Here is a 25,295-nt window from a genome sequence, read left to right as displayed (position 1 = left end):
TAGTCGGCTCTACTTGGCCGAATTACCCGCCAGGTGCCAGCCAGGTAAACGGTACCCAGGGCAGGTTGCGCGCGACCCAATACAGCGGCAGCAGGGTCAACCAGAACGCCGGTTTGGTCAGCAGGGTGATCAGCGGCTGCAGCCAGCGCGGGCGCCAGCCCAGCGCCCAGCCCAGCACCAGCGGTGAAATGGCCAGCATCACCATCGCCAGCGGGTTCATCGAGAACGCCGTGGCCAGATCGCCGTGGGCCAGGGCATGCAGCGCGCGGGTCAGCCCGCAGCCGATGCAGTAGTAGCCGGTGACGGCCAGGAAACTGCACGGCGGGAACGGGCTGTGCGCACTGTTGGGATCGTAGTGCCGCAGCACCCAGAACCCCGCACCGACGGCGATAGCCGCCGGTGGAACCAATGCCAGCAACCAGCGCCTGCCGTGCAGCATGGCCATCAGCTGGCGCTTTCGATCTGCTGCTGGAACTGCTGCATCTGCTGCATGTAGCCATCAACGCCCATGGTGGCCAGCGAGATCACGAACAGCAGCACGCCGGCAATCAGGAAGCCGGTGGTGACCCAGGCCCAGATCTTGGCGTTCTTGGATGCGCGGCGCGCGCCTTCCAGGTCGCCCTGGTTGAGCAGCCCGTTGACCTTGCTGGAAAACACGATCGCCACGATGCCGGTGACGATGCCCGGGAAGCTCAGGCACGACAGGCAGCACACGAAGAAGGCCAGCACGGTGGCGACGATCGACCAGATCAGGTGGTTCGGGATGCTGCCCGAGGCGGGCGGCAGGGGGGCGGTGGCATTCATGGGGCAAGCTCCAGGGTCTAGGGTGGGTTTTCGTTCAACAGGGTGGATCCGGTGCGGCGCATGCTGGAACACCGATCCCCGCACGCGGCATCACCGGCGGGTGACGGCCCACGCCGGCCAGCGTGGGCGGGATGGCTGGACGGTAATCTAACCGATGTCGTCGCAGCGATGTATGCGATTACAGCCTCGGCGGCTCAGCCCTGCTCGCCGCGCAGCTGCCTGACCAATTGTTCCAGTTGCCCGGCACTGGCGCCCTGGCCCGGCACGGCAGGGGCTGCGGCGACCTCCAGGTGCGCGCGGAAGCGGCGCGGGACCCGCATCCGGCCCAGGCGGGTGTCGCGCCGGCTCCACATGCTGGCCCACATCCCACGCAGCGCCATCGGCACCACCGGCACCGGACGGCGCTCCAGGATTTTCTCCACGCCGGACTTGAACGGGCCCATCTCGCCGTCGCGGGTCAGCGCGCCCTCCGGGAAGATGCAGACCAGCTCGCCATCGGCCAGGGCCCGGTCCACTTCATCGAAGGCGGCCTGCATCAGCGCCGGGTCCTCGCGCGCACCGGCGATCGGGATCGCCTTGGCGGTGCGGAAGATCCAGCGCATCACCGGGATGTTGAAGATCTTGTAGTACATGACAAAGCGCACCGGGCGCGGGATCGTCGCCGACAGGATCAGCGCGTCCATGTAACTGACGTGGTTGCACACGATCAACGCGGCGCCTTCATCGGGTACGTTGGCTTCAACGCCATGCACGCGCAGCCGGTACAGGGTGCGCACCATCACCCAGCTGAGGAAGCGCATCAGGAATTCGGGGACGATGGTGAAGATGTAGAGGGACACCACCGCATTGGCGATGGCCAGCGCCAGGAACAGTTGCGGGATGGTCCAGTGCAGGAACTTCTGGGTGGCCAGGGCGATCAACGCCGCACCGACGATGAAGCCGGAATTCTGGATGTTGAGCGCGGCGAACACGCGCGACATCTCCGACTTCGGGGTGCGGCTCTGGATCAGCGCGAACAGCGGCACCACGAAGAAACCGGTGAACAGCCCGATGCCGACCAGGTCGATGATGATGCGCAGGCTGCCGGGCGCGGCGGCGAAGGCCGACACGCTCAGTCCGGCCGCGGTGGCGGTGCCGGCGCGGGCGAAGTACAGGTCCAGCATGAAGGCGGTCATGCCGAATGCGCCCAGCGGCACCAGGCCGATTTCCACCGTGCGCCCGGACAGCTTCTCGCACAGCAGCGAGCCCACGCCGGTGCCCACCGAGAACAGCGCCAGGGCGAAGATGTACAGGTTGGAGCTGCCACCGAGATTGACCACCGCATAGGTGGGCAGCTGCGAGGTCAGCATGGTGCCGACGAACCAGAACCAGGACACGCCGAGGATGGCGTTGCGCACCGACTTCTTTTTCCTGGCCAGGCGCAGTACCGCCAGCGACTCGGGGATGGGGTTCCAGTGGATCTTCAGGTCCGGCGCGCCGGCATCGACCTTGGGGATCATCCGCGCGGTGATGTTGCCGGCGATCGCCAGCGCGATCACCGCCGTGGCCGCCACCACCGGCCCATAGCTGCTGGCCAGCAGGAAGATGCTGCCGCCGCTGATCATGCCGGTCAGGATCGACATCGAGGTGCCCATCTCGACCAGGCCGTTGCCGCCGGTCAGCTCTTCGGGCTTGAGCACCGAGGGCAGCACCGAGTACTTGACCGGCCCGAACAGGGTGGACTGCAGGCCGGTGCAGAACAGCGCCACCAGCAGGACCGGCATGCTCTGGGTCAGGAAGCCGACCGCGGCCAGCGACATGATCGCGATCTCCATGCCGGTGGTGATCACGATCAGCCGCGACTTCTCCAGCTTTTCGGCGATCTGGCCGGCCAGGGCCGAGAACAGGAAGTAGGGCAGGATGAAGATGGCCGGGGCCAGCGTGGTGTACAGCGACTGTTCTTCCTGGCTGACGCCCAGGTAGAACAGCAGGCCGATGATGGCTTGCCGGTACACGTTGTCGTTGAAGGCACCCAGCGACTGGACGATGAAAAACGGCAGGAAACGACGCTGTTTGAGCAGGGCGAACTGGCTGTGGCCGGACATGGGAACTCCTTGCGGACCGCCGCAGCCTAGCACTGTCGGGGCTGGCGCCGCATGGCAACGGCGCGCGCCGCCCCGGGGCGGTAGCTCACGACCATTGGCCCGGCAGGTCACGGCCGTTGGCCCGGTAGCTCACGACCGTTGGTCGTGAGAACGTTCAGTGGTCGTGAGAACGTTCAACATCCGTATCGACCAACGGTCGATACCTACCCCAAGGTGCGTGCGGCCTCGTTGGCGGCGTCGCGCAGCTTGGGCAGCAGGCGCAGCATCAGCCCCATCTGGGTGCGGATCAGCTGCAGCTTGGGCGCCATCGCGTCGGTGATCTGCTCCAGCTGTTCGGCCAGGGCGCGGTCGCCGTCGTTGTCGGCCTCGTCCACCGGCTGGCGCTGCTCCAGCGCGGCGGCGATCTGCTGCATGGCCTGTTCCACCCGCTCCCCGCCGGACAGCGCCAGCGGATCCTGTGCATAGCTGTCCAGCTGCGCGCGGTGCGCACCCAGGGCCGACAAATGCCCGAGCAGGGTGTTGGACAAGGCCAGGAAGCGGAAGCCGGCGTCCAGGTTGCGGCGCACATGGCCCGGTTCGCGCAGCATGTTCGACAACGCGGTGGACAGCGCCGCGTCGGCGTTGTGCATGTCGCGGCGGGCGATGCGGTAGGCCAGGTCGTCCTGCATGCCGCTGCCGTACTGGCCCAGCACCGCATCCAGGTAGCGCGCGCAGTTGGCCAGCACCCGCGCCATCACCAGGTGCAGGCGCCGGCCCTGCCAGTCGGGCAGGATCAGGAACGCGGCCGCCGCGGCGATCGCACAGCCCAGCAGGGTGTCCACCAGCCGTGGCCAGATCAGCAGGAAACCATCGCCGATCAGGTTGAAGCAGGTCAGCGCCATCACCGTGATCGCCGCCGAGGCGACCAGGTAGCGGTCGCTGCGGGTGAAGAAGAACAGCAACGCCGACAGCAACGCGATCAGCAGCTCGATGCGCAGGTCCTGGAACAGCTGCATCAGCGCCCAGGTCAGCACCAGCCCGATCAGGGTGCCGGCGATGCGTTGGGCCAGCCGTTGCCGGGTAGCGCCGAAATGCGGGCGGCACACGAACACGATGGTCAGCAACACCCAGGAGCCGTTCTGCGCATCGAACAGGGCGATCACGGCGAAGCCGGCCACCAGCGCCAGTGCCATGCGCAGGCCATGCCGGAACAGCACCGAGCCGGGGGTGAGCTGCTGGCGGATGCGCACCGCCATTTCGCGCAGGGTGTGCGGGTTGGTATCGCGCAGGCGCGTATCGACATTGTCCAGGGTGGATTCGGACTGCGCCGCGTCCGACAACCGGCGCTCGATACTCTGCAGGTTGTGGCCCAGCAGCTCCAGCGAGGACAGCAGCCGCTGCCATTGCGGGTTGTGTTGTGCGCGCAGCCAGGTGAGCGAATCGGTCAGATCGGCGGTGGCCTGCTTGGTGCGTTCCCCGTACTGGAACGGGCGGCGCAGGCGGATAGCCAGGCCGAGGTTGGCGCAGGCCTCGCCCTGCAGCGCGAGCAGGCGCTGGCAGCGGTACAGCACGTCGCTGTGGAAGAACGCCTCGGTCAGCGCGCCGTAGGGGTAGTGCGAGGAGCTGGCGCGTTCGTGGAAATCCTGGGCCATGTAGTACAGGCGCAGGTACAGGCCGGACTGCACGCCGGGCCGGCCGGAGCGGCCGAAGCGGGCCAGGATCGCGGTCTTGGCGATGTTCAGGGCCTCGACCACGCGCCGGTTCTGTTCGGCCAGGGCCAGCTGGCGCTGCTGCACGTCGGCCTCGCGCACCGGTTCGAACAGGTCGGCCTTGAGCTGCAGGTAACGGCCCAGTTCCAGGTACAGCCGGGCCAGCCGTTCGCGCACCGGGCGGTTGGCGAACAGCGCCGTCCACAGGATCGACAACAGGCCATACCAGAGCGCGCCGGCCAACAGGTGGCTGACCGCGGTGATGGCCTGGGCGCGGTCGCTGGCGCCGTGCTGCTCCAGCCCGATCATGGTGTAGATGGCCAGGGTGACGGTGGCCTGGGCGATCGAGGCGTAGCGTTCGCCCAGCGCGCCGAGCAGGGTCAGGCCGAAGGTGGAGGCGGCCAGCGCGGCGATGAACAGCCACGGCCAGGCGAACAGTTCGACCACCGCCGCCGCCGCAGCGACAAAGCACAGCAGCGACAGCGCCACCGACTTGGTCCGGCCCCACCAGTTGTCGTCGGTCTCGGCGATGGCGCTGGCGATGATGCCCAGGAACACCCCCGGCAAGGCCGGCAGCTGGTCCAGGTGCCAGCACACCCCCATCGCCACCGACAATGCAATGAACACCCGCAGGCCATAGCTGGCCTTTTCATGCGCCCACAGGCGGCTCAGGCGGGATTCTCGGGCAGTCATGCGGGCTCGGCGTGCAGGGCGGCCCCATTATTGCCGGTAGCGGGTGAAGGGGACAGCGTCGAACGTTCAACGTCAAAAAGCGTCGCGTCGCGCCGGATGGAGCGCAGTACCCGGTAGTGCCGGCCGCTGGCCGGCTCTCATGATCCCGGACCGAGGTGCGAGGAGCCGGCCAGCGGCCGGCACTACCAAGGGGTGGACAAGATCGTGGGGAGCCGGCCAGCGGCCGGCACTACCAGGGGGGACAGATCGTGGGGAGCCGGCCAGCGGCCGGCACTACGCGCTGGCTGCGCGCTTGGTCAGCTTCTTCTCGCGCCGGCGCGCGCGGCGCGCCACCCAGCGTTCGCGCAGGCACGAGAAGATCACATACAGCGCCGGGGTGCTGAGCAGGGTCAGGCTCTGCGAGAACAGCAGCCCGCCGATCATCGCGATGCCCAGCGGGCGGCGCAGTTCCGAGCCTTCGCCCAGCCCGATCGCCAGCGGCACCGCCGCCAGGATCGCCACCATGGTGGTCATCATGATCGGGCGGAAGCGCACGATGCTGGCCTCGCGCACCGCATCGCGCGGGCTCTTGCCGTGCTCGCGCTGGGCCACCACGGCGAAGTCGATCATCATGATCGCGTTCTTCTTGACGATGCCGATCAGCAGCACCAGCGCGATCATCGAGATCACCGACAGCTCGGTGTTGGTCACAAACAGCGCCAGCAGCGCGCCCACGCCGGCGGCCGGCAGGGTGGACAGAATGGTCACCGGGTGCACCAGGCTTTCGTACAGCATGCCCAGCACCAGGTACACGGTGATGATCGCGGCCAGCACCAGGATCAGCATCGAGTTCGGGTTGAGCTGCACGTTGAAGCCGCCGCCGTCGCTGATGCGGATGTCGCCGGGCAGGCGCAGCCCGTCCACGGTGGCCTTGATGATCGCCTCACCTTCGCCGGTGCTTACCCCCGGGGCCAGGTTGTAGCTCAGGTCCATGGTGGTGTACTGGTTCTGGTGGGTGATCTGCGGCGGCGCCAGCCCGGGCACCTGGTGGGCCACCGCGGTGAGCGGGATCATCTGGCCGTTGCCGGCGCGCACATGCACTTCGTCCAGCGCGCGCGGGGTGGCGGTCTGTTCGGGCAGGGCGTTGACCACCACCGAATACTGGTTGATGTCCGAGTAGATGGTCGATATCTGGCGCTGGCCGAACGCGCCGTACAGCGCACCGTCGATCGCGCCCACCGACACGCCCAGGCGCGCGGCCTGGGCGCGGTCGATCACGATGTTCTGGCGCAACCCGGCGGTGTCCACGTCGGTGCCGACATCGCGCAGCTTGGGGTTCTTCTTCAGTGCGGCCTGCACCCTGGGCAGCCATTCCTGCAGCTGGGCCAGGTCGTTGCCCTGCAGCGACACCCGGTACTGCGCGCCCTGGCTGTTGCCACCGCCGCCATCGCTGGGCAGGTCCTGGATCGCGCGCAGGCGCAGCTGCAGGTCCGGGTAGCGGTCGGCCTTGGCGCTCAGCCGGGCCAGTGCCAGCGCGGTGGTTTCCCTGCGGCCTTCCTTGCGCGTCTTCAGTTCGATGTTGAACTGCGCGCTGGAACCCTGGCGACCGCTGCCCAGGCGCACGCCGACGGTCTTCACCGCCGGGTCGGCCATCAGCATGTCGGTGATCCGGCGCTGGCGGTTGACCATGTCCTCGAACGACACGGTGGCGCTGGAATTGGCCCGGCCCCAGATCAGGCCGGTGTCCTGCGGCGGGAACGAGCCCTTCTTGACCGCGCCGGCCAGCATCACCGTGGCCACGATCAGCAGGATCGGGGTCAGCGACAGCAGCAGCGCGTGGCGCAGCGAGAAGTCCAGGCACACGGTATAGGTGCGCAGCATGCGGTCATGCATGCCGTCCAGGAAGCGACCGATCCGCGATGGCTTTTCCGGCGCGGCGTGCGCGCTCAGGAAGCGGCTGCACAGCGCCGGGGTCAGGGTCAGCGAGACGATCATCGATACCACGATCGCCGCCACCAGGGTCACGGTGAACTCGCGGAAGAACGCACCGACCATGCCGCTGGCGAACAGCAGCGGGATGAACACCGCCACCAGCGAGGCGGTGATCGAGACGATGGTGAAGCCGATTTCGCGCGCACCGGTCAACGCCGCCTGCATGCGTGGCATGCCCTCGTCGAGGTGGCGCATCACGTTCTCGATCACCACGATCGCATCGTCGACCACGAAGCCGATCGCGATCACCAGCGCCAGCAGGCTGAGGTTGTTCAAGGTGAAGCCGAACACGTACATCACCAGCGCCGCGCCGGCCAGCGACAACGGCACGGTGACCGCCGCGATCAGGGTCGGGGCCAGCCGGCGCAGGAACAGCGCCATGGTCAGGATTACCATCGCCAGGCTGATCAGCAGGGTGATCTGCACTTCATGCAGCGACGAGCGGATGGTCGGGGTACGGTCGAAGTACGGCGTCATCACCGTGCCCGGCTGCAGGTAGTCGCGCAGCATCGGGATCTGCGCCTTGACCCGGTCCACGGTCTCCACGATGTTGGCCCCGGCACGGGTGAACACATACATCACCACCGCCGGCTTGTGGTCGAACCACGCCGCCTGGTAGGCATCCTGCTGGCCGTCGTAGACGTTGGCCACGTCCTTGAGGCGGATCACCCGGCCATCGTCCTGGGTCTTGATCACCAGGTTGGCGAAGTCGGCCGCGCGCGCCACCGAATCGTTGGCGATGATCGCCGTGGTGGTGTTGCCATCGGTCAGGAAGCCGGTCGGCGAGGTCACGTTGGCGGCGCGTACCGCGTTGCGCAGGTCGTCGGGGGTGAGGTTGAGCGCGTTGAGCAGGCGCAGGTTGACGTCCACCCGCACCGCCGGGGTCGACGCGCCGGCGATATCCACCGAGGACACCCCGCCGATCTGGCGGATGCGCTGGGCCAGCAGCGAATCGGCGGTGTTGTACAGCTCGTCGGCCGACTGCGTCTGCGAGGTCAGCGCGATCGCGATGACCGGGTCGTCGTTCGGGTTGGCCTTCTGGAACATCGGCGAGCCCAGCCCGGAGGGCAGGTCGGACTGCGCCGAGTTGATCGCGGTCTGCACGTCCAGCGCGGCCGAATCGATGTCCACCCCGCTCTGGAAGACCATGAACACCAGCGAGCTGCCCTCCGAACTGGACGAGCGCATCTGGTCCACGCCCGGCAGCTGGCCCAGGTGGCGCTCCAGCGGCGCGGTGACCGTGGAGGCCATCGTGGTGGCATCGGCGCCGGACTGGCTGGCATGCACGAAGATCACCGGAATCTGGATGTTCGGCAGCGCCGACACGCCCAGTTTCAGGTAGCAGAACAGGCCGACCACGAACAGGCCGATGGCCAGCAGCGCGGTGCCGATCGGACGGCGGATGAACGGCCCGGAGATGTTCATGCGCGCACCGTCGCGGCGGCCGTGGACGGGCCGGTCATGCCGGGTCCCGGGCGCTGGGGTGCTCCAGCGCGGGCTGCTGGCGGCGCTGGCGCAGCCATTCGGAGAACCGCTCCATGTACAGGTAGATCACCGGCGTGGTGTACAGCGTGACCAGCTGCGACAGCAGCAGGCCGCCGACGATGGCGATGCCCAGCGGGCGGCGCAGCTCCGAGCCGATGCCGGTGCCCAGCGCCAGCGGCAGCGCGCCGAGCATGGCCGCGGCGGTGGTCATCATGATCGGGCGGAAGCGCAGCAGGCAGGCGCGGCGGATCGCATCATGCGCGTTGGCGCCGGCACGGCGTGCCTCGATGGCGAAGTCCACCATCATGATGCCGTTCTTCTTGACGATGCCGATCAGCAGCACGATGCCGACGATGCCGTCCACCGACAGGCTCAGCCCGCACACCATCAGCGCCAGCAAGGCGCCGACGCCGGCCGGGGGCAGGGTCGAGATGATCGTGATCGGGTGGATGTAGCTTTCATACAGCACGCCCAGCACGATGTAGATCAACACCAGCGAGGCCAGCAGCAGCCACACCACGTCGGTCTGGCTGCCGGTGAACTCGGCGGCCTTGCCGATGAACTGCGCATGCACCTGCGAGGGCATCTTCAGTTCGGCACGGGTGTCCTCGATCGCCTTGACCGCATCGGACAGCGAATAGCCCGGGGCGATGTTGAACGACACCGTCACCGCCGGCAGCTGCTGCTGGTGGCTGATCACCAGCGGGGTGCTGGTGATCCTGCCTTCGGCCAGCGCGGCCAGCGGAATGATGTTGCCCGCCCCGACCGGGATGCCGGTGTTCTGCGCGCCGATGCCGGTGGCGGTGGAGGAGTTGGACGAGGTGACCTGGCCAAAGTTGGTGGCGTTGCTGCCGGTCAGCGCGCCGGCGCCGTTGGAGGCCACCGCCAGTTGGTTCATCAGCGCGGTGCTGGTGCGGAACTCCGGCGCCACTTCCAGCACCACCCGGTACTGGTTGAGTTCGGTGAAGATGGTCGAAATCTGGCGCTGGCCGAACGCGTCGTACAGGGTGTCGTCGATGGTCTGCATCGGCACGCCGAGCACGCTGGCCTTGTCGCGGTCGATGGTCAGTTCCAGTGCGCGGCCCTGGTTGGACAGGTTGTTGTCCACGTCGGCCAGCTCCGGGCGCTGGCGCAGCGCCTCGGTCAGGCGGGTGGCCTGCAGCGCGACCTGGGCGCTGTCCACGTCCGACAGCGAGTACTGGTATTCGGTGGCGGCCACACGGGTATCCAGGGTCACGTCCTGCACCGGCTTGAGGTACAGCGCCACGCCGGGAATGCCCGCCACCGCCTGCTGCAGGCGCGGCAGGATTTCATCCAGGCCGTCGCGGTCGCCGCGTTCCTTCAGCACGATCGCCAGCTGGCCCTGGTTGAGGGTGGGGTTCATGCTGCCGGCGCCGATGAAGGCCGACACGCCGGTCACCGCCGGATCCCTGCGCAATGCCTCGGCCACCGCCTGGGTGCGCTGCTGCATCTGCGGGAAGGCGATGTTCTGGTCGGCCTGGACCACGCCGGTGATCAGCCCGGTGTCCTGTTCGGGCAGCAGGCCCTTGGGGATGACGATGTACAGCACCACGGTCAGCACCAGCGCGCCGGCGGCCACCGCCAGGGTCAGGCGCTGGTGGTCCAGCACCCAGTCCAGGCTGCGCTCGTAGGCACCGACGGTACGCGTCCACAGGTTTTCCTTGCCGGCCGCCGCGGCGCGCTCGTGCGCGTCTTCGCCCTCGGGCAGCGCGTCGGGCTTGAGCAGGTAGGCGCACATCATCGGGGTGAGCGTCAGCGAGATCAGCATCGACAGCGTCACCGCGATGCTCAGCACCCAGGCGAACTCGTGGAACAGCCGGCCGGTGACCCCGGGCATCAGCAGCAGCGGCAGGAACACCGCCACCAGCGAAATGGTCAGCGACAGCACGGTGAAGCCGATCTGGCGCGCACCGATCTCGGCCGCTTCCGGGCCGCTCTTGCCCTGTTCGATATAGCGCACGATGTTCTCGATCATCACGATCGCATCGTCGACCACGAAGCCGGTGGCCACCACCAGCGCCATCAGCGACAGGTTGTCCAGCGACATGCCGGCAAAGGCCATCACCCCGAAGGTGCCGGCCAGCGACAACGGCACCGCCACCGAGGGAATGATGGTGGCCCACAGCCGGCGCAGGAACACGAAGATCACCGCCACCACCAGGCCGATGGTCAGGATCAGCGTCATCTGCACTTCATGCACCGAGGCGCGGATGGTTTCGGTACGGTCGGAGAACACCTCCAGGTGCACGTCGGCCGGCAGCACGTTCTGCAGCTGCGGCAGCAGCGCACGGATGCGCTCGACGGTCTGCACGATGTTGGCGCCGGGCTGGCGGCGCACTTCCAGCAGCACCGCCGGCTTGCCGTCGGCCCAGGCGGCAAGCTGGTCGTTCTCCACCCCGTCGACCACGTTGGCCACGTCCGACAGCCGCACCGGGCGGCCGTTCTTGTAGCTGATGATGGTGGCGCGGTAGTCGGCCGCACTGGTCAGCTGGTCGTTGGTGCCGATGCTGTAGGACTGGGTCTTGCCGTTGAGCGAGCCCTTGGGCGCGTTGACGTTGGCCTGGGTCAGCGCGCTGCGCAGTTCTTCCAGGGTCAGGCCCATGTTGGACAGCTGCGCCGGGTTGACCTGGATGCGCACGGCCGGGCGCACGTTGCCGGCGATGGAGACCAGGCCCACGCCCTGCACCTGCGACAGGCGCTGGGCCAGGATCGAGTCGGCGTAGTTGTTGACCTCGCGCAGCGGGCGCGTGTCGGAGGTGAGCTTGAGGGTGACGATCGCCGCATCGGCCGGATTGACCCGGTTGTAGACCGGCTGGTAGGGCAGCGAGGAGGGCAGGGTGGCCTGTCGGATCGCGGCCTGCACGTCCTGGGCGGCGATATCGATGTCGCGGTCCATCGAGAACTGCAGGATGATGGTGGACAGGCCGGCCGACGAATCGGAGGTCATCAGCTCCAATCCGGAGATCTGCCCGAACTGGCGCTCCAGCGGGGTGGTCACCAGTGCGGCCATGGTGGTGGCATTGGCGCCGGGGTACTGGGTGGTCACCACCAGGCTGGGCGCGTCGATCTCCGGCAGCGCCGACACCGGCAGCTGGCGGTAGCCGAGGATGCCGAGCAGCAGCAACCCGGCCATCAGCAGCGAGGTGGCGATGGGACGGCGGATGAAGATCGTCGAAAAGCCCACGGGCGGATCCTTGCTGTTGCGTCATGTGGCGTTGGAGCGGGCAGACGCCGGCCGGCGGGCCGGCGTCAGGAACAGGGGCGCGGCGCGGTCAGCGCGGGCCGCCACCGCGGCGCCCACCACCACTGCCACCCTGCTGCTGGGCAGCCTTGAGTTCGGCCTCGGTCGGGGCGGCCGGGGTCTGGCCGGGCTTGAGCGCGGTGACCTTGCTGCCCGGCTTGAGCCGGAACTGGCCCTCGCTGACCACGCGCTCGCCGCCCTTGAGGCCGGTGGCGATCTGTACGCTGCTGTCGCCCACTTCCACCCCGCTCTTGACCGTCTGCATCGTGACCGTGTTGTCGGCCTGCACGATGTACACGTACTCGCCATCCGGGCCGCGCATCACCGCCTGGGTTGGAATCACCACGCCGCCGGCGATGTTGCGCAACTGCATGCGCACATTGACGAACTGGCCCGGCCACAGCGTGTTGTCGGTGTTGTCGAACAGCGCGCGGGCGCGGAAGGTGCCGCTGTCGCTGCTGATCTGGTTGTCGACCACGTCCAGCGTGCCGCCATCGGTGAGCACGTGCGAATCGCTGCGGTCCAGCGCGGCGATGGTCACCGGGCCGGCCTGCTGGGCCTGGCGCACGTCCGGCAGCTGGCGCTCGGGCAGGTTGAACACCACGTGGATCGGGTGGACCTGGGTCAGGGTGACCAGGGCGGTACCGGCGCTGACGATATTGCCGGCGTCCACCGCACGGATGCCGGCGATGCCGCTGATCGGCGCGGTGACCCGGGTGTACTGCAGCTGCACCTGGGCGGCGCGCATGCTGGCTTCGTTGGCGGCCACCGCGCTTTCGAACTGGGCCACCTGGTTGCGTTGGGTGTCCAGGTCGGTCCTGGCCACGTACTGGCGGTACTCGGGCGAATTGGAACGCTGGTAGTTGGAGCGCGCGGTGGCGAGCTGGGCCTGGTTCTGGCGCTTGGCCGCCGCCGCCTCGTCATAGCTGGCCTGCAGCGTGCGCGGGTCGATCTGGGCCAGCAGGTCGCCCTGCTTCACTTCCTGGCCTTCCTTGAAGTTCAGGCTGATCAACTGGCCGCCGACCTGCGGGCTGACCGTGACGGTGTTCATGGCCGCCACCGTGCCCAACGCGCTGGCGTAGACCGGTACGTCCTGGCGCAGGGCCTGGACCACGGTGACCGGAACCGGCCCGGCGTCGCGTTCCCGGCCGTCCTTGCCGCCCTTGCCGGCACCGGCCGAGGTTGCCGCTGCATCGCCCTTGGGCTTGTCGCCGCCGAGCATGCGCATGCCGACAACGGCCACCACCAGCACTACGGCCACCAGCAGCACGATCTTCCAGAAACGCGACATTCAAAACTCCTGAGGCTGGCGAAGGGCAGGGACGGCCCGGTTGGCTGGATGCAAAGCATACCCGTGCACCGGTACCTTTCATGCATGACCGATGGGACGGTCGATCAGACCGGATGTGACCGGCCAGGTTCCATGCAGCAACGCCTGCGGGCGCAGAAAGTTACAGCGCCGGGCGCGCCGATGGCCTACATTCAGATTCGACCGTCCCGAACGCCCGTGGAGATCCGCAATGCCCCGTCTGCCGCTGCTGCTGTCCGCCCTGCTGCTTGCCTGCCCCGCGCTGGCCGCGGCCGCCCCTGCCGAACGCCCGGAAGTCACCGCCGCGGCGGCCCGCTTGAAGGCCAAGGTGGTCGACTGGCGACGTGATTTCCACCAGCACCCGGAACTGTCCAACCGCGAGGAACGCACCTCGGCCAAGGTGGCCGAACAGCTGCGCGCGATGGGGCTCAAGCCCATGACCGGGATCGCCCGCCATGGCGTGGTGGCGATCATCAAGGGCGGCAAGCCCGGCCCGCGGATCGCGCTGCGCGCGGACATGGACGCGCTGCCGGTGACCGAACAGACCGGCCTGCCATTCGCCTCCAAGGCCACCAGCACCTACCGCGGCGAGACCGTGGGGGTGATGCATGCCTGCGGCCATGACGCCCATACCGCCACCCTGCTGGGGGTGGCCGAGGCGCTGGTGAAGATGCGCGACGACCTGCCGGGCGAAGTGATGCTGGTCTTCCAGCCCGCCGAGGAAGGCGCGCCGCCGCCGGAGGAGGGCGGTGCGGCGCTGATGCTCAAGGAAGGCCTGTTCAAGGACTTCAAGCCGGAGGCGGTGTTCGGCATGCATGTGTTCTCCAGCGTGGCGGCCGGGCAGATCGCGGTGCGTGGCGGCCCGCTGATGGCGGCTTCGGACCGGTTCGGAATCAAGGTGATCGGCCGCCAGACGCATGGCTCGGCGCCCTGGAACGGGGTGGACCCGATCGTGGCCACCGCCGACCTGGTCGGCACCGCACAGACCATCGTCAGCCGCCGTGCCAACCTGTCCAAGCAGCCGGCGGTGCTGACCTTCGGCGCGATCAAGGGCGGTATCCGCTACAACATCATCCCCGACGAGGTGGAGATGGTGGGTACCATCCGCACCTTCGATGAAGGCATGCGCCAGCAGATATTCGCCGACCTGCGCAACGTCGCCGAGCACACCGCCGCCGCGCACGGGGCCAAGGCGGTGACGGACATCTACGAGTCCGAGGGCAACCCGGCCACGGTCAACGACCCGGCGCTGACCGCCAGGATGCTGCCCAGCCTGCAGGCGGTGGTGGGCAAGGACAATGTGTACGAGCCGCCGCTGCAGATGGGCGCCGAAGATTTCTCGCTGTACGCCAGGGAGGTGCCGGGGCTGTTCTTCTTCGTCGGCGCCACCGGCGCGGGGATCGACCCGGCCACCGCACCGGCCAACCATTCGCCGAAGTTCCTGCTCGATGAAAAGGCGTTGGACGTGGGCCTGCGGGCGCTGCTCCAGGTGAGCCTGGATTACCTCAATGGCGCGCCGGTGGTGGCACCCGCGGTGGGCTGAGGCAGGATCAGCGGCAACAGCATCGTTCGGCTCTGCGTTGCCATGCGCGGGGGCGGGCCGGGGTGGGTTGGCGGGACACGCCGTAAACCCCTCCCTGGGGGCTCGTGGGCACCATCCATGGTGCCCAACGGTCCCACCAACCCACCCCGGCCCGCCCCTGGACGTACGGCAGGTGACGGAAGGTTGGGCTCAAGCTGACCGGTGCACCATGCGGATAGGTTCAGCCAGTGGTGGGGCGATAGTCGGTGCGGCCGGACCGGCAACGCAGGCCTGATGATGGTTGTTTCGATGCAGGACGCGGCTCGCCCACCGGCGTAAAATATCCAGATGAATACCCCCCAGGACTCCAGCCTCGGCCGCGAGGTTGCTTACCCGTCGCAGTACGATCCCGCGCTGCTGTTCCCCATCCCACGCCGCGGGGCCCGCGAGGAGATCGGCCTGGACGAGGCGGCGTTGCCGTTCGTCGGCCATGACCGCTGGCAGGCCTATGAGCTGAGCTGGCTGGACCGGCGCGGCAAGCCGCGGGTGGCGGTGGCCACCATCAGCGTGCCGTGCACCTCGCCGAACCTGATCGAATCCAAGTCGTTCAAGCTGTACCTCAACTCGCTCAACAGCACCCGCTTCGACGATGACGAGGCCGCGCGGCGTTGCATCGGCGCCGACCTGTCCGCCTGTGCCGGGGCCGTGGTGACGGTGCGCTTCGGGGTGCCGGTGCTGGTCGAGGACGCCGAGGGCCAGTCGCTGGACGGGCTGGAGGTGGCGATCGAACGCTATGGTCCGCCGGCACCGGAGTTCCTCAGCGCCGATGCCGACCAGCTGGTGACCGAGACCCTGAGTTCGGCGCTGCTGAAATCCAACTGCCCGGTCACCGGCCAGCCGGACTGGGCCAGCGTCAGCATCCGCTACCACGGCCCGCGGATCGACCGCGAGGGGCTGCTGAAGTACCTGGTCAGCTACCGCGAGCATGCCGAGTTCCACGAGCAGTGCGTGGAGCGCATCTTCAGCGAGATCACCCAGCGTTGCGCCCCGCAATGGCTGGAAGTGGAGGCGCGCTACACCCGCCGCGGCGGCCTGGACATCAATCCCTGGCGGGCCAGCCCGGGCATCGCCCATCCCACCCGTACCGTACGCGACCTGCGCCAGTAGGCATCGACCGTTGGTCGATGCAGGCACCCCGCCCGGCCGATCAACCCCGGCTCCGCCCCCCCCCGGCCGCGGCGCCGGACGGCCCGGCCACGTCCGGCGGACGTTGGCGCGTCTTCACATCCACGCCATGCCCCATTAACACCGGCTGTGACACCGTGCCTCCCATGTCGTCAATGAAGACGGGAGCGTGTGGATGAGTACCGATAAGAAAGCCGATTTTTCCGGGGTCACCTCCAGCGTGGACAGCACCGCGCAGAAGGTCGAGAAGGCCGATTTTTCCGGTGTGACCTCATCGGTGGATACCACCGCCGAGAAGGTCGGAGGCACCTACACCGTGCAGAAGGGCGACTCGCTGTCGAAGATCGCCAAGCAGGAACTGGGCGATGCCAACGCCTGGCAGAAGATCTTCGAGGCCAACCGCGACGTACTGGACGACCCGGACAAGATTTTCCCCGGCCAGACCCTCAAGTTGCCGCCGAAAGGCTGAGCCACCCTTGCTTGTAGTTCACTGATTCCCAGGGAGGAATTTCATGAAGAAGACGTCCATCAGTACTGCCGTACTCGCTGCCCTGCTGGCCACCGTGGCATTGGCCGGTTGCAAGAAGAAGGAAGACACCGCCGACAACAATGCCCAGCCGGCCGCGACCACCCCGGCCGAACCGACACCGGCACCGATGTCCGCGCCGGAGCCGATGGCTGCCGCTGCGGCGGTGAGCGTGACCGGTGTCACCGTGGGCAAGACCGCCGCGGCCGACAAGTCGGTGGCGAGCACCGCACTGTTCGCGCCCAAGGACGACATCATCGTCTCGGTGCGCACCGACGGCACGGCGACCAACGCCAACGTCGGGGCCAAGCTGACCTACCAGGATGGCCAGGTGGCCGGTGAGAACTCCCAGACGCTGAACACCACCGCGGCTGATACCACCAACATCACGTTCAAGAATGCCAAGGGCTGGCCGGCGGGCAAGTACCGCGCGGAAGTCATGGTAGATGGCAAGGCGGCCGGAACGCCGCAGGAGTTCGAGGTCAAGTAAGCCCGCGCCGACTCTCTCCCGGCAACTGGCTCACGATGGACGCAGCCGCGAGGCTGCGTCTTTTTTATGGGCGCTGGTCAACGAGAACATCGGCAGGCCGACCCACGGTCGGATGCAGGGCGCCGGCACCGTGTGGCCCAGGCAGGGGCGGGCCTGCTCCCATTGGCGATTCCATCCTGGCGCGCCGGCCGGGTGGTTGCAGTCGATACCGTCCAGGCCAGCCCTGGGGCGATCGTGCGCAGGGCAAGCCCCATCGGTGCGCACCATAGCGTTCCAGTACGTTCGCGTATGGCCCGGCTTTGCTCCGGGGGGCTGAAAACGCGACAATGCCGGGGTTTCCCGCAGCGCGCGCCGGCCGGCGCGATCCACGGGGAAAGTGCGGACCGGCACCCTGCGTGGCCCGCACGCGACACGGTTGCACGCGGGCCGGCATCGCCGCCGGCCATCACTCATCAGATCTGCAAGAGAGCACCAGTCCCCCATGTCGAATACGCCCAAGATTCTCTACACGCTTACCGATGAAGCCCCGTTCCTGGCCACCCAGTCGCTGCTGCCGATCGTCGAGGCCTACACCGCCACCGCCGGCATCGCCGTTGAGACCCGTGACATCTCGCTGTCCGGCCGGATCCTGGCGCTGTTCCCGGATTACCTGAAGGACGAGCAGAAGGAAACCGACCACCTGGCCGAACTGGGCCAGCTGGCGACCACCCCGGACGCGAACATCATCAAGCTGCCCAACATCAGCGCCTCGGTGCCGCAGCTGAAGGCGGCGATCAAGGAACTGCAGGACCAGGGCTTCGCCCTGCCGAACTACCCTGACGTGCCCACCGATGACATCTCGCGCGACATCAAGGCGCGCTACGACAAGGTCAAGGGCAGCGCGGTCAACCCGGTGCTGCGCGAAGGCAACTCCGACCGCCGCGCGCCGCTGTCGGTCAAGAACTACGCGCGCAAGCACCCGCACCGCATGGGCAAGTGGTCCACCGAATCCAAGTCGCATGTCTCGCACATGGACGGCGGTGACTTCTACGGCAGCGAAAAGTCGGCCACGCTGGCCAACGCCGGCAGCCTGAAGATCGAGCTGTTCAAGGCCGATGGCAGCAGCGTCGTGCTCAAGGAAAAGACCGCGGTCAAGGCCGGTGAGATCGTCGACGCCGCGGTGATGAGCCGCAATGCGCTGGCCTCGTTCGTGCAGGCGCAGATCGCCGATGCCAAGGCCCGTGGCGTGCTGTTCTCGCTGCACCTGAAGGCGACCATGATGAAGGTCTCCGACCCGATCATGTTCGGCGTGGTCGTCGAAGAGTTCTACAAGGATGTGCTGGCCAAGCACGCCGACGTGCTCAAGCAGGCCGGTTTCGATCCGAACAACGGCATCGGCGATCTGTTCGCGCGCCTGCCGCAGCTGCCCGAAGCCACCCAGGAAGCGATCAAGGCCGACCTGGCTGCCGAATACGGCAAGCGCCCGGGCCTGGCCATGGTCAACTCCGACAAGGGCATCACCAACCTGCACGTGCCCAGCGACGTGATCGTCGATGCGTCGATGCCGGCGATGATCCGCGACTCCGGTGGCATGTGGAATGCCGACGGCAAGCTGCAGGACACCAAGGCGGTCATTCCCGACCGCTGCTACGCCGGTGTGTACCAGGCGGTGATCGACGACTGCCGCACCCACGGTGCGTTCGACCCGGCCACCATGGGCTCGGTGCCCAACGTCGGCCTGATGGCGCAGAAGGCCGAGGAATACGGTTCGCACGACAAGACCTTCCAGATCCCGGCCGACGGCAGCGTGCGCGTCACCGACGACACCGGCAAGGTGATCTTCGAGCACGCCGTGCAGGCCGGCGACATCTGGCGCATGTGCCAGACCAAGGACGCCCCGATCCAGGACTGGGTCAAGCTGGCGGTCAACCGCGCCCGCCTGAGCGGCACCCCGGCCGTGTTCTGGCTGGATGCGGCGCGTGCGCACGATGCGCAGGTGATCGCCAAGGTGGAGACCTACCTGAAGGACCACGACACCACCGGCCTGGACATCCGCATCCTGGCCCCGGTGGAAGCCACCGCGTTCTCGCTGGACCGCATCCGCAAGGGCGAGGACACCATCTCGGTGACCGGCAACGTGCTGCGCGACTACCTCACCGACCTGTTCCCGATCATGGAACTGGGCACCAGCGCCAAGATGCTGTCGATCGTGCCGCTGATGTCCGGTGGCGGCCTGTTCGAGACCGGTGCCGGTGGTTCGGCGCCCAAGCACGTGCAGCAGTTCGTCGAAGAAGACTACCTGCGCTGGGATTCGCTGGGCGAGTTCCTGGCCCTGGCCGCGTCGCTGGAGCACCTGGGCAACCGGTACGACAACGCCGGCGCCAGCGTGCTGGCCCGTACCCTGGACCAGGCCAACGGCCAGTTCCTGGACAACGACAAGTCGCCCTCGCGCAAGCTTGGCGGCATCGACAACCGCGGCAGCCACTTCTACATCGCGCTGTACTGGGCCCAGGCCCTGGCCGCGCAGGACGACGATGCCGCGCTGAAGGCCCGCTTCGCCCCGCTGGCCAAGGTCCTGGCCGACAACGAGCAGGCCATCGTGGCCGAACTGGCTGCCGTGCAGGGCAAGCCGGTCGATATCGGCGGCTACTATCGCCCGGACGTGGCCAAGGCCAGCAAGGCGATGCGCCCGAGCAGCACGTTCAACACCGCGCTGGATACCCTGAAGGGCTGATCGGCACGTCCCTGTTGCAGCGAAGACGAACCCGCGCCCCGGCGCGGGTTTTTCTTTGCCTGCCGCGGTGCGAAGGCAAGGGTGCGCAAAGTGTGATGTCCGTCAGCGACTGTCATCGGCGTGCAACGCCCAACTTTATGTCAAGAGGGCATGAAACTTGCCTGTCGCGTCGTACTCTGTCGGAAAATGCCCCTGCCTCGTGTAGTCCCATCCAATCTGTGCAACCCATCACTATCGGCCCGGAGGCGTTCACATAGGCTGTGGGTCTGGAGGGGTGAATCCAGCAACAGGGGAGCAGTCATGGCCAGGGTGTTGGTGGTCGGATCGGATATCCAGGGAGAGCACGCCCTGCTGCAGCGGCTGCGCGATGCGTCCTCGTTGCCGGCCGGCAGCGTACGCAGCTGCCGCGATCTGGACGACTGCGACCTGCTGGTCATCAAGGACACCCCGGCACTGCGCAACGCGGCGCTGCGCATGGTGCGCGAACATCCGCGCATCCAGTTCTGGGTTGAAGACCAGCGCGGCGATCTGCGCATGGGCCAGCGCGACGACGCCCCGGCGATGGACGACAGCGCGATACGGCAGGCGCTCTGGCATATGCCCGCATCCCCGGGCCCGCTCGAAGAACCCAGCCAGGCCCGCGGTGCCAAGGCGGTGACCGGCGCGTTGCGCGGCAGCCTGCAGAGCCGCCAGGGCCACGCGCTGCTGGCCCTGCGCGGCGAACCGCTGGTACTGATCGACTTCATCCGCGACCAGATGGTGATGCCCACCGGCGGCGACGCCGGCGGGCTGGCACAGACCCTGGCCGACGCGTTCGAGGAACTTTCGCTGCACGGGCTGTCCGCACGCCGCTACGAGCAGCTGGCGGCCGAACAGCAACGCCTGCCGCTGCGCCCGCTGTTGTGGCAATGGGGGCAGCTGGGGACCGCCTGGCAGGACCTGGACAGGAAGCTGCAGCAGCACGCGCGGGTCAAGCTGCTGCGCTGGCCGGACTTCCGCGTGCTGGCCCACCAGCACGACAGCTTCCGGCTGTGCTCGCTGCTGCTCAAGCGTGCCTGCAGCGTGGACGAATGCAGCCGCCTGCTCGACATGACCGGCGCGGCCGTGCGCGAGTTCGTGCACCCGGCCTTCCTGTGCGGCTATGCCGCGCTGGAGGCACCATCATCGGGAAGCTGGGCGGCGCGCGATGCCGGCGCGGCCGGCGGTTCGTTGCTGGCACGCATGTGGCGCGGGCTGCGCCGACGGGGCGGGGAGTAACGTGCGCGAATACAAGATCGTGGTACTGGGCAGCATGGGCTGCGGCAAATCGACCCTGGTCCGGGCCATCGCCGAAGGCGCGGTGATCGACACCGACGTGCCCAACAGCGACCGTCGCGGTGCCGACAAGGCCTCCACCACGGTGGCGATGGACTATGCCGACATCGACCTGCCCAATGGCGACCGCCTGCGCCTGTATGGCACGCCGGGCCAGCAGCGGTTCGATTTCCTATGGCCGATCCTGCTGCAGGGCGCCAGCGGCGTGGTGCTGCTGCTCGATGCGCGGCGCGAGGCGGCGGTGGCCGAACTGGACACCTATCTGGACGTATTGCGGCAACACGCGGTGCAGGTGCCGGCGGTGATCGGGGTATCGCACCTGGACCTGGCGCCGGGCTTTGAGCTGGACGTCTGCGCCGAACACGCCGCAATCGGCGAGCGGGCATTGCCGGTGGTGCCGGTGGACACCCGCGAGCGTGACCAGGGCCTGTGCCTGATGGATGTGCTGATGAGCGAAATGGAAACGTCCGAGCTGGTGATGGCCCATGGCTGATGGACACCATTTGCGGCACCTGGACGAGGCATTGCGCGAACGGCTGGTTGGCCACCTGCGCCACTTCACTGCCGAGCTCAACGGTGTGCGCAGTGCGGTGCTGGCCAGCGTCGATGGCTTTGCGGTGGTGCCGGCGGTGGGTGGGCATGGCAACGGCGAACGCCTGGCGGCGATGACCAGCGCGATGCTGGCCCTGGCCGCCGCAGTGGGCCGCGAGTTGTCGTTGGGCGAACTGGAAGTCCTGATGCTGGAGGCAGGCGAGGGCAAGGTGCTGATGCTCGCGCTGCCGACGCTGCCGGTACCGCTGTTGCTGATGACCGCATGCGATGCGCGTTGCGTGATCGGCAAGGTGCTGTGGAGTGCGAAGGAATGTGGCCGCAACATCATGGCCGAATTCAGCGGATCACGAGCCGACCCGCCGGGACACAACGGGCTCGACAACCAATGGGGTGCAACATGGCAGGACTCGACGAAACCTTGAACGCGCTGATGACCATCGACGGTGCGCAGGCAGTGGCACTGGTGGATTACGAAAGCGGCATGCTGCTGGGGGAGGCCGGTTCGGGGATGGACATGGAGGTGGCGGCGGCAGGCAACACCGAGGTGATCCGGGCCAAGATGAAGACGGCCGCGTCGCTCAACCTCAACGATACGATCGAGGACATCCTGATTTCGCTGGGCAAGGCGTACCACATCCTGCGCCCGGTCTCGCGCAAGAAGGGCCTGTTCCTGTATCTGGTGCTGGATCGCAACAAGTCCAACCTGGCGCTGGCACGGCGCAAGGTGCAGGACGTGGAAGGCGAACTGGCGCTGTAAGGTTCCCTCCGCCGTCGGTCGCTGTGTGGTGGCGGCCGGCGGCTTTTTTTCTTCGCCCATGTACCGCGCTATCGCTCGTTATGGGCGACGGGTTGGCGGTGGTCGCCGCAGGCCCTGTGCAAGCCGCCAGCCGCTGCCGTATGGTGGGGGCCGGTCATGTGGATGCCGATGCATGCGTGGTCCCGGTTGCCCCTGTCGAACCTGCCTGCGGCGAGGTCTGCGATGACCGCGCTGGCCGCTGGCCTGGCGATGCTGATCCGCGATGGTTTCGAGGCCTACCATGCGCGCTTCGCGGCGGTGACACGGCGCGCGCGCGAGCGCTTCCAGGCCCGTGACTGGGCCGGGGCGCGGCAGGATGCGGTGGAGCGCATCGGCCTGTACGACCGCTGCATCGCCGAGACCGTGGATGCCCTGCGCCGCGCCGCGGGCGATGCGGTCGGCACCCGCGCGCTGTGGCGGCAGGTGCACCCGGCCTATGCGCTGCTGCTGGACGGGCTGATCGATGCCGAGCTGTACAAGACCTTCTACAACACCCTGGCCCGGCGCCTGTTCGCTACCCAGGGCGTGGATGCGGCGATCGAGTTCATGGCCATCGACGTGGAGCCCTCCGATGCGATCACCCATCCGGTGGCGCGGCGCAGCTATACGTTGTCGCCGACGCGGCCGGCCGACGCCCTGATGCGGGTACTGGGCGACTACCGCTTCGATGTCCCGTATGCGCACCAGCTGCGCTGCGCCGCAGCGATCGCCGTGCGCCTGCAGGACGACCTGGCGCACTGGGGCGATTACCCGGCGCGCAGCATCGAGCTGCTCGATACGGTGTTCTACCGCGAACGCCGCGCCTACCTGGTCGGCCGTGTGTTCGGCGAGCATCGCTTCTCGCCATGCGTGATCGCGCTGGTCAATGATGACAAGGGCCTGCGTGCCGACGCGGTGCTGACCCGGCGCCGCGATGTGGCCCATCTGTTCGGGGTGTCGCGCAGCTATTTCCAGGCTGACCTGGCCACCGTCGGCGATGCGGTGGTGTTCCTGCGCAGCCTGCTGCCGGCCAAGCCGATCGATGAAATCTACACCGTGCTGGGCCGCGCCAAGCAGGGCAAGACCGAGCGCTACCGTACCTTCTTCCGGCATTTCCACGACCACCCGGATCAGCAGCTGGTGCACGCCGACGGCACCCCGGGCATGGTGATGGCGGTGTTCACCCTGCCCAGCTACCCGCTGGTGTTCAAGCTGATCCGCGACCGGTTCGCCTGGCCCAAGCGCATGACCCGCGACCAGGTCGAGGAAAAATACGCGCTGGTGTTCAACCTGGACCGCGTTGGCCGCCTGCTGGATGCCCAGCTGTACCGGCACCTGCGTTTCCCGCGCGCCCGGTTCTCGCCGATGCTGCGCGAGGAACTGCTCAGCCAGTGCAGCGGCAGTGTCCGTGAAGAGGGCGATGAGCTGGTGATCGCGCTGTGCTACGTGCAGCGCCGCTTCCGCCCGTTGAACCTGTACCTGCGCGAGCAGGCGGCAACGGCGCGGCGCGGCGCGGCGTTGGACTATGCCCAGGCGATCACCGACATGGCGCGCAACAACATCTTCCCCGGCGACATGCTGCCGAAGAACTTCGGCGTCTCGCGGCATGGCCGGGCGGTGTTCTACGATTACGACGAGCTGTGCCTGGTGGCCGACTGCAACTTCCGCGCCTGGCCTGCCGCACGCGATGCGCAGGAGGCCCTGGCCGACGAGCCGTGGTTCGAGATAGGCCCGCGCGATGTCTTCCCCGAACGCTTCTGGATGTTCATGGGCCTGCCGGCGGCAGACCTGGCCGCGGTGCGTGAACATTTCGGGTACCTGTTCGACCCGGCATGGTGGCAGGGCCTGCAGGCCCGCTTTGCGGCCGGCGATTTCCCGGACACGCCACCGTACGCGGCCAGCCATCGCTTGGCTTGATCGGCAGGGCTGCGTTAGGCTTGCTGTCATCACACAAGGAGCAGGTGCGATGCGTTCATCCCATATTCTTGCGCTGGCCCTCGCCTTCGGCGGTGCCGGCATGGCCGTGGCCAACGATGCGGCGGCGCAGAACCGGCGCGCGGTGCGCGCGCAGGCCGAGGCCGCCATGGTACTGAGCGGCCAGATCGAGATCGGCACGCAGGGCCAGGTCGAGAGCTTCCAGCTGGACCGGCGCGACCAGGTCAACCCGGCGATTGCCCGGTTTGTCGATGCGCAGGTCCAGGCTTGGCGCTTCGAGCCGGTGCTGGTCGACGGTCGCGCGGTGCGCGCGCGCAGCCCGGTCAGCATCCGCCTGGGCGGCAAGATGCTTGCCGATGGCGGGCAGCAGATCAGCCTGCTGGCGGCCAGTTTTGAAGAATACGATGCGGCTGCTACCGATGAGGTGACCCGGCTGAAGTCGGCGCCTCCGTCCTACCCCGAGGCAGTCTATCGATCGGGCGGGCGCGGTGATGTGCTGCTGCTGGTGCAGGTGGGTCGCGACGGCAAGGTGATCGATGTGGCCACCGAGCAGGTCAACCTGCGCACGGTGGCCAATGAAGCGATCATGCGCCAGATGCGTGATGCGCTTTCCCGGGTCTCGATGGCGGCCGCACGCAAGTGGACCTTCAAGCCGCCCACCACCGGCCAGAACAAGGACGATGCCAGCTGGACCGTGCGGGTGCCGGTGACATTTGCGCTGCATGGCGACCAGATGCGCTACGGCCAATGGGATGCCTACATTCCCGGCCCGCGCCAGCAGGCGCCGTGGCGCGCCGACAAGGCGCTGGGCGCCGATCCCAATGCCGACCTGCTGCCGGCCGGTGGCGTGTTCATGGCCGATGCGGCCAGCAAGGGGCCGCAGCTGCTGACCCCGCTGGGCGGCTGATCCGCACGGATCTTTTTTCGCAAACCGGCCAGGGCCGTTTTGCCAGGCTGGCCCTCCGTCAGCACGAGGAATCGTACCTG

18 protein-coding genes are annotated in these 25,295 nt (G+C 67.7%); 11 read left to right on the top strand and 7 right to left on the bottom strand.

The annotated features are described in order from the left end of the window. Positions 1–22 precede the first annotated feature (22 nt). The 7 genes from AC3ITM_RS17540 to AC3ITM_RS17510 all read right to left on the bottom strand — a co-directional run bounded on the left by AC3ITM_RS17540 (position 23) and on the right by AC3ITM_RS17510 (position 13,278). Positions 23–445, bottom strand: coding sequence for a DUF2752 domain-containing protein (locus AC3ITM_RS17540; RefSeq protein WP_489266853.1), 423 nt, complete (start codon positions 443–445; stop codon positions 23–25). Then, positions 445–804 carry a CD225/dispanin family protein gene (locus tag AC3ITM_RS17535; RefSeq protein ID WP_489266851.1) on the bottom strand — a complete coding sequence of 120 codons (360 nt, stop codon included), beginning with the start codon at positions 802–804 and terminating at the stop codon, positions 445–447. The genes AC3ITM_RS17540 and AC3ITM_RS17535 overlap by 1 nt, the downstream gene beginning before the upstream one ends. A gap of 194 nt (positions 805–998) precedes the next feature. Next, entirely contained in the window at positions 999–2,888 is a 1,890-nt protein-coding gene (locus tag AC3ITM_RS17530; protein WP_489266849.1) for an MFS transporter, read from the bottom strand. A gap of 203 nt (positions 2,889–3,091) precedes the next feature. Beyond that, a complete protein-coding gene (yccS, locus tag AC3ITM_RS17525; RefSeq protein WP_489266847.1) occupies positions 3,092–5,269 on the bottom strand; it encodes a YccS family putative transporter in 2,178 nt (725 codons plus the stop codon). A 273-nt stretch (positions 5,270–5,542) separates the two neighbouring features. Further along, positions 5,543–8,665, bottom strand: coding sequence for an efflux RND transporter permease subunit (locus AC3ITM_RS17520; RefSeq protein WP_489266845.1), 3,123 nt, complete (start codon positions 8,663–8,665; stop codon positions 5,543–5,545). A 34-nt stretch (positions 8,666–8,699) separates the two neighbouring features. Continuing rightward, positions 8,700–11,930, bottom strand: a complete 3,231-nt coding sequence (locus tag AC3ITM_RS17515) for an efflux RND transporter permease subunit (protein WP_489266844.1) — start codon at positions 11,928–11,930, stop codon at positions 8,700–8,702. Positions 11,931–12,018: 88 nt separating this feature from the next. Beyond that, the gene (locus AC3ITM_RS17510) at positions 12,019–13,278 is read right to left on the bottom strand and encodes an efflux RND transporter periplasmic adaptor subunit (protein WP_489266843.1); all 1,260 of its coding nucleotides are present in this window, start codon (positions 13,276–13,278) and stop codon (positions 12,019–12,021) included. 229 nt (positions 13,279–13,507) lie between these two features. Between AC3ITM_RS17510 and AC3ITM_RS17505 the strand changes: the two genes are divergently transcribed. The 11 genes from AC3ITM_RS17505 (at position 13,508) to AC3ITM_RS17455 (ending at position 25,215) form a co-directional block, all read left to right on the top strand. After that, on the top strand, positions 13,508–14,839 hold the full coding sequence (locus tag AC3ITM_RS17505; RefSeq protein WP_489266842.1) for a M20 family metallopeptidase: 1,332 nt from the start codon (positions 13,508–13,510) through the stop codon (positions 14,837–14,839). A 327-nt stretch (positions 14,840–15,166) separates the two neighbouring features. Next, on the top strand, positions 15,167–15,985 hold the full coding sequence (gene queF, locus AC3ITM_RS17500) for an NADPH-dependent 7-cyano-7-deazaguanine reductase QueF (protein WP_489266840.1): 819 nt from the start codon (positions 15,167–15,169) through the stop codon (positions 15,983–15,985). A gap of 193 nt (positions 15,986–16,178) precedes the next feature. Beyond that, positions 16,179–16,472, top strand: coding sequence for a LysM peptidoglycan-binding domain-containing protein (locus AC3ITM_RS17495; protein WP_259210166.1), 294 nt, complete (start codon positions 16,179–16,181; stop codon positions 16,470–16,472). A 43-nt stretch (positions 16,473–16,515) separates the two neighbouring features. Beyond that, positions 16,516–17,019, top strand: a complete 504-nt coding sequence (locus tag AC3ITM_RS17490; protein WP_489266838.1) for a hypothetical protein — start codon at positions 16,516–16,518, stop codon at positions 17,017–17,019. 481 nt (positions 17,020–17,500) lie between these two features. Continuing rightward, the gene (locus AC3ITM_RS17485; RefSeq protein WP_489266837.1) at positions 17,501–19,732 is read left to right on the top strand and encodes an NADP-dependent isocitrate dehydrogenase; all 2,232 of its coding nucleotides are present in this window, start codon (positions 17,501–17,503) and stop codon (positions 19,730–19,732) included. 300 nt (positions 19,733–20,032) lie between these two features. Next, positions 20,033–20,989, top strand: a complete 957-nt coding sequence (locus tag AC3ITM_RS17480; RefSeq protein WP_489266835.1) for a hypothetical protein — start codon at positions 20,033–20,035, stop codon at positions 20,987–20,989. Between the two features lies 1 nt (position 20,990). Then, positions 20,991–21,539 carry a GTP-binding protein gene (locus AC3ITM_RS17475; protein ID WP_489266834.1) on the top strand — a complete coding sequence of 183 codons (549 nt, stop codon included), beginning with the start codon at positions 20,991–20,993 and terminating at the stop codon, positions 21,537–21,539. Next, complete coding sequence (locus AC3ITM_RS17470) at positions 21,532–22,020, top strand: roadblock/LC7 domain-containing protein (protein ID WP_489266832.1); 489 nt, start codon at positions 21,532–21,534, stop codon at positions 22,018–22,020. Before AC3ITM_RS17475 ends, AC3ITM_RS17470 begins: the two co-directional genes overlap by 8 nt. Next, positions 21,996–22,355: a hypothetical protein gene (locus AC3ITM_RS17465; RefSeq protein ID WP_489266830.1), complete on the top strand. Its 360-nt coding sequence runs from the start codon at positions 21,996–21,998 to the stop codon at positions 22,353–22,355. The genes AC3ITM_RS17470 and AC3ITM_RS17465 overlap by 25 nt, the downstream gene beginning before the upstream one ends. 222 nt (positions 22,356–22,577) lie before the next feature. Beyond that, on the top strand, positions 22,578–24,290 hold the full coding sequence (gene aceK / locus AC3ITM_RS17460; protein ID WP_489266828.1) for a bifunctional isocitrate dehydrogenase kinase/phosphatase: 1,713 nt from the start codon (positions 22,578–22,580) through the stop codon (positions 24,288–24,290). A gap of 49 nt (positions 24,291–24,339) precedes the next feature. After that, positions 24,340–25,215: a TonB family protein gene (locus AC3ITM_RS17455; RefSeq protein ID WP_489266826.1), complete on the top strand. Its 876-nt coding sequence runs from the start codon at positions 24,340–24,342 to the stop codon at positions 25,213–25,215. The last annotated feature ends 80 nt before the right edge of the window (positions 25,216–25,295 follow it).

Source organism: Stenotrophomonas sp. KH_029 (assembly GCF_057839765.1).
The sequence above is the reverse complement of the archived record's forward strand: the minus strand, read 5'-3'. Positions and strand labels throughout refer to the sequence as shown.

What these genes read in the sequence shown, in the direction of transcription:
- AC3ITM_RS17510 (WP_489266843.1), bottom strand. Translation starts at nt 13,278, where the DNA reads ATGTCGCGTTTCTGGAAGATCGTGCTGCTGGTGGCCGTAGTGCTGGTG.
- AC3ITM_RS17470 (WP_489266832.1), top strand. Translation starts at nt 21,532, where the DNA reads ATGGCTGATGGACACCATTTGCGGCACCTGGACGAGGCATTGCGCGAA.
- AC3ITM_RS17455 (WP_489266826.1), top strand. Translation starts at nt 24,340, where the DNA reads ATGCGTTCATCCCATATTCTTGCGCTGGCCCTCGCCTTCGGCGGTGCC.
- AC3ITM_RS17540 (WP_489266853.1), bottom strand. Translation starts at nt 445, where the DNA reads ATGGCCATGCTGCACGGCAGGCGCTGGTTGCTGGCATTGGTTCCACCG.
- AC3ITM_RS17480 (WP_489266835.1), top strand. Translation starts at nt 20,033, where the DNA reads ATGGCCAGGGTGTTGGTGGTCGGATCGGATATCCAGGGAGAGCACGCC.
- AC3ITM_RS17520 (WP_489266845.1), bottom strand. Translation starts at nt 8,665, where the DNA reads ATGAACATCTCCGGGCCGTTCATCCGCCGTCCGATCGGCACCGCGCTG.
- queF (WP_489266840.1), top strand. Translation starts at nt 15,167, where the DNA reads ATGAATACCCCCCAGGACTCCAGCCTCGGCCGCGAGGTTGCTTACCCG.
- AC3ITM_RS17530 (WP_489266849.1), bottom strand. Translation starts at nt 2,888, where the DNA reads ATGTCCGGCCACAGCCAGTTCGCCCTGCTCAAACAGCGTCGTTTCCTG.
- AC3ITM_RS17485 (WP_489266837.1), top strand. Translation starts at nt 17,501, where the DNA reads ATGTCGAATACGCCCAAGATTCTCTACACGCTTACCGATGAAGCCCCG.
- AC3ITM_RS17490 (WP_489266838.1), top strand. Translation starts at nt 16,516, where the DNA reads ATGAAGAAGACGTCCATCAGTACTGCCGTACTCGCTGCCCTGCTGGCC.
- AC3ITM_RS17505 (WP_489266842.1), top strand. Translation starts at nt 13,508, where the DNA reads ATGCCCCGTCTGCCGCTGCTGCTGTCCGCCCTGCTGCTTGCCTGCCCC.
- AC3ITM_RS17495 (WP_259210166.1), top strand. Translation starts at nt 16,179, where the DNA reads ATGAGTACCGATAAGAAAGCCGATTTTTCCGGGGTCACCTCCAGCGTG.
- yccS (WP_489266847.1), bottom strand. Translation starts at nt 5,269, where the DNA reads ATGACTGCCCGAGAATCCCGCCTGAGCCGCCTGTGGGCGCATGAAAAG.
- AC3ITM_RS17535 (WP_489266851.1), bottom strand. Translation starts at nt 804, where the DNA reads ATGAATGCCACCGCCCCCCTGCCGCCCGCCTCGGGCAGCATCCCGAAC.
- aceK (WP_489266828.1), top strand. Translation starts at nt 22,578, where the DNA reads ATGACCGCGCTGGCCGCTGGCCTGGCGATGCTGATCCGCGATGGTTTC.
- AC3ITM_RS17465 (WP_489266830.1), top strand. Translation starts at nt 21,996, where the DNA reads ATGGCAGGACTCGACGAAACCTTGAACGCGCTGATGACCATCGACGGT.